4 protein-coding genes are annotated in these 6,876 nt (G+C 48.5%); all 4 read right to left on the reverse strand.

The window, feature by feature from the left end; all coding sequences use genetic code 11:
* The coding region (locus NG833_RS25510; protein ID WP_254568084.1) for a PAS domain S-box protein at positions 1–2,317 on the reverse strand (2,317 nt) is incomplete at its 3' end.
* 40 nt (positions 2,318–2,357) lie between these two features.
* On the reverse strand, positions 2,358–3,002 hold the full coding sequence (locus NG833_RS25515) for a chemotaxis protein CheC (protein ID WP_254568085.1): 645 nt from the start codon (positions 3,000–3,002) through the stop codon (positions 2,358–2,360).
* Positions 2,999–3,376 (reverse strand): response regulator, encoded by a 378-nt coding sequence (locus NG833_RS25520; protein ID WP_254568086.1) that lies wholly within the window; start codon positions 3,374–3,376, stop codon positions 2,999–3,001. Before NG833_RS25520 ends, NG833_RS25515 begins: the two co-directional genes overlap by 4 nt.
* A gap of 160 nt (positions 3,377–3,536) precedes the next feature.
* A complete protein-coding gene (locus NG833_RS25525; protein WP_254568087.1) occupies positions 3,537–6,620 on the reverse strand; it encodes an ATP-binding protein in 3,084 nt (1,027 codons plus the stop codon).
* Positions 6,621–6,876: the final 256 nt, after the last annotated feature.

A 6,876-nucleotide genomic window follows, 5' to 3' on the forward strand; every position in this document is an offset into this window, starting at 1 on the left:
ATAATAAATCGCGGGTTTTATAGGGTTTTGATAAACAGCTAATGGAACTATTCTCTCCGGATTCAGATAGGGGGAAATTGCTCAAAAGTCCGCTAACGGCAATAATTTTAACCGAGGGATTAATTTTTTGAAGGGCTTTTAAAGTGAGCCTTCCATCCATGAATGGCATCATCATATCCAGAATCACCACGGCAATTTCTGAGGACCGTTGACTGTAAAGAGAAATAGCTTCCATGCCATCATTGGCCGTTAAAACATTATAGCCAAATTTTTGCAGAAGGGCTTGAGCAATTTCGCAGATGGCGACTTCATCATCGACGACTAAAATCAACTCACCGGAGCCAAAAGGAAGTTCTGTCGGTTCGGAAGTTAGCACTTCAGTGCCCTGAATGGCTGGCAAGTACACGGTGAAGGCGGTGCCTTTGCCCACTGCACTTGAAACAAATAAAAAACCGCCATGATTTTTGACAATGCCTCGAACTGTGGGTAACCCTAATCCCGTGCCTTTTCCTAATCCTTTGGTGGTAAAAAAGGGTTCAAATAATCGGTTTAAAATTTCCGGAGGAATGCCGGTTCCGGTATCTCGAATGGTGAGTTGAATATAAGAGCCAACTTGAGCCTCGGGGTCTAGGGTTAAATCGGATTCGGTGAGGGTAATATTTTCAGCTTCAATGCCTAAAATCCCGCCATTGGGCATGGCATCGCGAGCGTTGACGCACAGATTCATCAGGATTTGATGTAGGTGAGTCGGGTCCCCGGAAATTAACCAAAGTTGGGGGTCGATCGCCGTGGTAATTTCAATGGATTTGGGAAAGGTTTCCCGGGTGATCGCTGTGATTTCATCAATCAGGTGCTTAAGTTGGATCAAGGTGCGATCGCCATCTAATCCTTTGGCAAAAGAAAGCACTTGCTTGAGCAGGTCCGCGCCGCGCAAGGTATTAATTTCTAACATGGAAATTAAGCGCATTTGCTGGGCGTTTAAGGGGAACATTTGCAGGAGTTGCACCGCGCCTAAAATGGGGGTAAGAATGTTGTTCAAATCATGGGCAATGCCACTGGCTAAGGTGCCGATACTTTCCAGGCGTTGCGCTCGCAAAAACTGGGCTTCTAGCTGTTTTTTCTCAGTAATATTGGTATTGACAGAGAGGATGGAACAGGGGCGATCGCGCTCGTCCCGCACCAGGGTCTGACGACTGGCAACGGTGATGGATTTACCCGCTTTGGTGACTTGCTCTAACTCTCCATGCCATTCCCCGGTTGTGAGGATGGTTTGCTCAATGCGGTTGAGTTCTTCGGTACTTTTCACCTCAAACAGACAGCTACTGCTTTGGGCAGTCGCTTCCTGGCGGGTCCATCCGTATAATTTTTCCGCGCCTTTATTCCAAAACAGAATATTTTGATCCAGGTCTTTCACCCAAATCGCATCGGTGGCAATGTCCAGAAGGGCTGCCTGCTGGCGCACCTGTTCTTCAGCGCGTTTGCGATCGGTGATATCATATAACGCCCCAACAATTTCTTCACCCTGCTGCTCCCCCTTGCAAATCAGCTTCATTTCATCTCGCACCCATCCATAGCTGCCGTCGGAATGTTCAAACCGATACTCGCTCTGGGAATAACCCCTCTGGTACAACCGTTTGATGCTGGAGAATAGCTCTGCTGCATCATCCGGATGAATGCGATCGCGCCAAAAACTGGGAAACTCTAAAAATTCTTCCGGTCGATATCCCAGATGTTCGATAATATTCTCACTGACAAAAGTCGGGCAGTAGGGGTGGTCATGGGGACAGGTATAAATCACTGCCGGACTAGAGGACAACAAATATTGAAGCTGGCTTTGAGTCGCCATTAGAACGGATTCAGTGCGTTTTAATTCCTTAATTTGATGTTGCAGTTCCGACTCCCGCAGGACCCGTTCTGTGACATCTTCAATAGTGGCGATCGTGCCAATCACCTGGGACGCTTCCATAATCGGAGCAATTTTAGCACTCTGTAGCATATAAGGCACGCTCTTATAAACATCCCCCGGGAGCATCGGTAACAAAAACCCATGTAAGCGCTGAGACAGCACCGCCACTTGTCCCGCTAGAGCTTGGTGAAAAAACCGCTCTAATCGCCGATTCTTTAATTCGGGATAAATTTCTAGTAAATTTCTCCCCACCACCCGATTTACATTCAACCCACTATAAAGTTCCAGCCAATGATTCCAACTTTGGATATTCAACTCGGCATCGGTCGTAAATATCCCTCGGTCTGCTAAGTCATTGACCCAATGAAGGAGGTCCTGATTATGGTTAAAAGTGTCGGTGATGCTATTCATTTTACTAAGCCCTTTTTTACCGCTAAATATGGTTATTCAATTATGAAGAGACGGAAAGGTTAGATGGGTCTATCTCCTCCCTGGCCCAGCGATCAATCTCTTCGAGTAATTTTTCTAAAGAGACCACACTCAAGACCATGACTAAATACCCTTGAATTGAATTTTCCTTCATCCGAAACCCGGTATAAACCACCATTGCATACCGCATTTCTGCCTTACCAATGCTCAAAGAATGCAGCAACCCATCTAAGGCTTCTAAATGTAACCGAGGAACGGAAAAGGAGATTTGCATTTGTAACAAATTTCCAAAAACGCTCAGACAGGCATTGAGTAAAATATTGCCAATTTCTGTGAGCACTTCTGCTGCCGAGGCATCGAGGCGATCGCGATGAATATTTTGTTCTGGGGTGACCAACTCCGTCAGTTGCACCGCCCCGTCATAGTTCAACAATAACAACGCATTGCCCGAAACCCGTCCCGTAAAAATTTGCTGGACCGTGGCAATTTCCCCGGTAACAAACGTACCCAGTTTGCCACTGAGTTCTTCAATCGGGTGAATAGAAACCTGGGGCATCTCTAATAACACCCGATGACCCGTCAGTTCCGAGAGGGCCGAAGCCGTGCGAGCGAAACCCATATTCAGCAGTTCGCTTAAGGCATCCTTTTGGGTTTCTGTCAGATTCATCCTACCTCTCCCGTGATTCCTTGGAGGACCTGATTCACGATCGCCAGAACCGTTTCTGCATTATAGGGTTTAGTCAGATAACCCAGGGCTCCGGCTGCCATCACGGAAGCGCGGGTCAGTTCTTGCAGGTCAGCAGTTGCCATCACGATCCGGGCGCGATCGTCGAAGGCGAGTAATTGTTCCAGCACTTCGGTTCCCTGCATATCTGGCATGGCGATATCCAGTAAGACGAGATCGGGTTTCTCTATATAGTAACTCTCAATGCCCATCAATCCATCTTTGGCCTCAATAATCGAGTGGCCTTCGGTCTGGAGGATACGGCGCAGGATTCCCCGAGAAAGGGTAGAATCATCAACAATCAAAATTTTTGCCATCGCCTTGGGTGTTTGTATCGGATTGGCAGTCACCCTCTAACCCTGAGATTGCGGGAGCCACTTTACAGTAGGTCCGCTTCCTTTCCGCCCCAATTTGCTCATGCCCTTATCTTAACTCTCAAAGGGCAAGAGTGGAGAGCGGTATCTTCAAACACCTCGTTCACAAAGTCGAGGCTAACTGAGCGAGGACTTTCGCTAATTGGGACGGTTCTACAGGTTTAGACAGGTGTTTTTGAAAGCCTGCCATGAGGGATTGGGCATGGTCCTCCTCCGAAGCAAAAGCTGTCAGGGCGATCGCCGGAATATGGCGGTTGCTATCCGCTTCATACTGGCGGATTTGGTGAATTAAATGATATCCATCTTCTCCGGGCATTCCAATATCGCTGACTAAAACATCAAATTTCAATTCGTCCATCAGGGCGATCGCCTCGGAAACCCCAGTCACCACACGAACCCGCACCCCGTAATCCGTCAGCATGGCTTGCATTAAATCCCCCGTATCCGGGTCGTCATCCACCACCAACACCTGCAACCCATCCAACGCCCACAGTTGACTTGATAATCCCTCTTCCGGGGAGGAGGAAGTCTGGATAGCTTGCTCTTGTGTCTCTTGTGGCAGTTTGGGCAGAATCGGTAACTGGACAATTAACGTGGCCCCTTGGCCTTCCCCCTCACTCAAGGCTTGGACCTGGCCCCCGTGGAGTTCGACTAAGTGACGGACGATGGTCAACCCTAACCCTAATCCGCCATAAGCGCGAGTCGTAGAACTATCCGCTTGGCGGAATCCGTCAAACATATAGGGTAGAAAGTCTGGAGGGATGCCAATTCCCGTATCCTGAACCTGGAGGGTAATAGAGGAATCCGTCTGGGCGATCGCCACCGAAATCTTACCCTCTGCCGGGGTAAACTTCACCGCATTGGACAACAAATTCCAAGCCACTTGCTGCAAGCGATCGCTATCGCCTGAAATCAAGGCGACTGCTGGGTCAAAGTTAAAATCAATCTCAATTCCCTTAGATTGTGCCGTAGGCAGCATCGTATCCAGGGCCGCTTCAACAATGGGAATTAAATTCACCGGACGCAATTGTAAGCGAATTTTGCCCCGAATAATTCGGGAAACATCCAGGATATCATCGATCAAATTCACCTGTTGTTTAGCATTGCGCTCAATGGTTTCCAATGCTTTCGTCTTCGTCTGTTCATTCAGCTTGCGAGTTCGCATCAACTGGGTCCAGCCCAGAATCGAATTGAGGGGGGTGCGAAGTTCATGGGAAACAATGGATAAAAACTCATCCTTGATTTGATTCGCCTTGATTAATTCTTCCGACTGTTGCTGTTGGAGGATCAGGGCGGCTTCCAGTTCTCGCTTATGTAAAGCCAGTTCCGAGGCGAGGACTTCGACATCAGAGCTTTGAGAGGCTAACTCTTGCCGTAACAAATCCCGCACCCGTTTAATGGCGACGGCATTGCCCACTCTTGCTCGCAGTTCTTCCACGGAAAAGGGTTTCATCAGATAATCTTGCACCCCTTCGCGCAATAACTGCACCCGCAAATCATCATCATCTTTCGCCGTCAACATGATAATTGAAGTATCGGCAAACTCTGGATTCTTGCGTAATAAAGACACTAGGCGATCGCCGCCAATTTGGGGCATCATCACATCACTGAGAATTAAATCCGGATGCAGAGTGAGTGCTTGTTCCAATCCTTCCTGCCCGTTAAACGCCGTAGCAATTTGATAGTCCCGTCCCAGAATATCGCCGATAAAGCGATTCATTTCCGGGTTGTCTTCCACAATTAAAACCAAGGGTCGCGGGTCATTGGGAAAGAGAATCGTGGGAGTTGTCTCGACTTCTAGTGTCAGTTCAGCGATCGCCGATTCAGCCAACTCCTCCCAGAGGGAAGATTCCGCCATCGTCTCAGGGGTCCCGGGTTCCACCGCGACGGGAAGCTGGATGGTAAACATCGCCCCACCTAGGGGTGCATCGGAGACGGTAATGCTTCCCTGATGAAGTTCTACAAATTCTTTGACAATTGCCAACCCCAACCCCGTCCCCCCAAAGCGACGGGTACTCCCCCCTTCAATTTGGCTAAACCGCTCAAAGATGGTTTCGCGCCGTTCAGGAGGGACCCCTGGACCACTATCTTGGATGGCGATCGTCACCGGATGGTTCTCCCCTTCGCCACCTTCTAGGGACAAGGAACAGTCAATTTGGCCTCCCGGGGGGGTGAATTTAAACGCATTGGAGAGTAAGTTTAAAACCACCCGCTCGATTTTTTGGCCGTCTAATTGGGTCCCCAAAGAGTCGGGAGTCTGGACGGTGAGGGTAATTTCCCGTTCAAGGGCTAAGGCGTCAAAATTCGCCGCCACTTGGCGGATCAGACTTGCTAAGTCCAGGGGAACGGCTGCTAGTTCCATCTTGCCCGCTTCTAGCTTAGAGATATCCAGGAGATCGTTAACCTGTTTGAGCAGCATTCGGGCATTGCGTTCAATTACCAGCAAGTCCCGGTGTTGTTCCTCCAAGAGTGGGCGATCGGCGAGCAACTTCTGGGTGGGACCTAAAATTAAGGCCAGGGGGGTTCGCAATTCGTGACTAACATTGGCAAAAAATTGGCTTTTGAGTTCATCGAGTTGCTTCAACTGACGATAAAGGGCTTGCAGTTCTTGGTTCGCGCGTTCCAGATTCAAGCGGCGTTCTTCAGAAACTTGAGCCGAGTCCAATAATCTCAAGGCTCTGGGGATTAATGGGGGTAAAGAAATGGCCGTGGTGACCGAGGCGATCGCTGTGATTAATTTGACATTTCCCGATAACCAGTAGGTGGGATTCCATAAGGTCCAGACCGCTAGAAAATGGGTCATGCCACAAGCGATAATAAAGGCACCAAAGGCTAAAAACATCCAATGAAATGGGATATTTTGCCGTGCTTTATAAACGAAATAGGCAAGGCTGGTGGAAATGGCAACATAGGCGATGCCAATCAGAGTGTCTGAGGTGACATGAAGCCAGACTAAGGAGGGTTTCCAGAGATAACAATGTCCGTGGGGCATAAACCCCTCCTGGGTCAACAGATTTCCCAGGAGGTCCGGCCAGAGTAGGAGCGTTAAGAGGACCAGGAACCCAAATATACTGCTCCCGAGGAGGAGTTTTAGGGGCTGGTTACTGTCGGTTTGGGGGGGATGTCTTAATCCTTGTCCCTCTGCCTCTGAACGGTTCGGGGCGAAATTAACATTAAATGGGTTCATAAGGGGTTACTTTATTAAAATTATGATGTTTTCAGAACGGTTCTGCAAATCGAAAAGGCTAAGTTTACGAAGTCCAAGAAGCCCGAAATACTATTCAAAACCCAAGGGGAATAAATCAGGGTAAGCTCATCTAATTTGGTATAAATTGTACTTGACAAGGAGAAATTATAGAGTTAAAGGAGAGTCGTCTGGGTTCAGAGATTCTAGGCGAGTAAAAACAGCTCAATCAGTCTTGGTACAAGGATTTGAGAATAAG

The sequence above is a fragment of the Oscillatoria sp. HE19RPO genome (genome assembly GCF_024220515.1).
Lineage (GTDB): Bacteria > Cyanobacteriota > Cyanobacteriia > Cyanobacteriales > Laspinemataceae > Laspinema.